The organism is Mycobacterium nebraskense (assembly GCF_002102255.1).
GTDB classification, from domain to species: domain Bacteria; phylum Actinomycetota; class Actinomycetes; order Mycobacteriales; family Mycobacteriaceae; genus Mycobacterium; species Mycobacterium nebraskense.
Window position 1 is genome coordinate 1 of record NZ_LQPH01000118.1, and the last position, 1691, is coordinate 1691.

The window sequence follows — 1691 nt, forward strand, 5'->3', positions numbered from 1 at the left end:
CCCGGATTTTTCGTGGATTATTGTGAGTGTCGGGGTGTAGATACGCGAAAGTGCCTGTCCTGCAAGGGATAATTGGACTTCTCTACGGTTCAAAGATCCTGACGGGAAGGCACTTCGCAGGTGAAGAATATCGCGGTGGCATCGCGGGTGAAAGTGTCGGCCGACGGCCATGGTGTCGTGTCGCATGCCGGGATGGCCTTGGTGCGCGAGCTCGCCGACCGTACCGGGTTATCGGCGCAGGTCACCGCGGCGTTGGCAGACACCTACCGCGGCCCGTGGATGTATGCGCCCGGGGATGTGTTCGCCGATCTAGCTGCCGCGGTCGCCGACGGCGCCGATTGCATCGATGGCGTCGGACAACTCTGCGGCGACCGTGAGCACGTGCTCGGCGCGAAAGCCTCAACCACCACGATGTGGCGGCTGGTCGATGAACGGATCGACGCCGCGCACCTACCGCGGGTGCGCGGCGCGCGGGCTGCGGCCCGATCGGCGGCCTGGACGGCCGGAGCCGCCCCCACAGCGGGACAATGGCTGTACATCGACATCGACGCCACCCTGGTCATCGACCACTCCGATAACAAGGAGAAGGCGGCGCCGACCTGGAAGAAAACCTTCGGCCTGCACCCGCTGCTGGCGTTTTTGGACCGCCCCGAGATCGCCGGCGGCGAAGCGCTCGCGGGGCTGCTGCGCACCGGCCGGGCCGGCTCCAACACCGCCGCAGACCACATCACCGTCCTGGCCCAGGCGTTGGCGTCGCTGCCCGCGGCGTGGCGGCCCGAGCATCGCGGTGATCCCGACAAGCCGTCGGTGCTGGTGCGCTGCGACACCGCCGGGGCCACCCACGATTTCGCCACGGCCTGCCGCACCGCTGGGGTGGGATTCTCGTTCGGGTATCCCGTCGACTGGCGGGTGCAAGACGCCGTGGACACCCTCAACCTCGGTCGAGCCTGGTATCCGGCGATCGACACCGACGGCGGTATCCGGGACGGGGCGTGGGTTGCCGAGGCCACTGACCTGGTCAACCTGTCCTCATGGCCGGCCGGCACGAGGCTGATCCTGCGCAAAGAACGACCCCACCCCGGTGCACAGTTGCGGTTCACCGACGCCGACGGGCTGCGGGTCACCGCGTTCATCACCGACACCCCGCCCGGTCTCGTCCCCGGACAAGTCGCGGGCTTAGAGCTGCGGCACCGCCAGCACGCCCGGGTCGAGGACCGCATCCGCGAACTCAAAGCCACCGGCCTACGCAACCTGCCGTGTCACGCGTTCGACGCCAACGCCGCCTGGCTCGAAATCGTCCTCGCAGCTACCGATCTGGTCGCGTGGGCCCGGCTCATCGGCTTCAGCGGCCATCCTGGCCTGGCCCGCGCCGAGATCACCACGTTCCGCTACCGGGTACTGCACGTCGCCGCCCGCATCACCCACGGCGCCCGCCAGCTACGGCTGCGTATCGATGCCACCTGGCGGTGGGCATCGCAGATCGCGACCGCCTGGCAACACCTGCGCACCGCCTTCGGATGATCACCCGATCAACCCGACCCACCAACCATGAAAGAACCACCGGCCCCAGGAACGCCCGCCCCACCCGGCGACACGGGACAGGTCAACCACGCCGCCACACGAAAATCACCACCCCGCACCACAACTCGGCATCAGACCCAGCCCACACCAACTACCATGCAAAATCGAGG

At 67.8% G+C, this 1691-nt stretch carries 1 protein-coding gene; it reads left to right on the plus strand.

Annotation, left to right across the window (positions count from 1 at the left end; translation table 11 throughout):
• Positions 1–120 precede the first annotated feature (120 nt).
• Positions 121–1521 (plus strand): IS1380 family transposase, encoded by a 1401-nt coding sequence (locus AWC17_RS14095; RefSeq protein ID WP_046187285.1) that lies wholly within the window; start codon positions 121–123, stop codon positions 1519–1521.
• Positions 1522–1691: the final 170 nt, after the last annotated feature.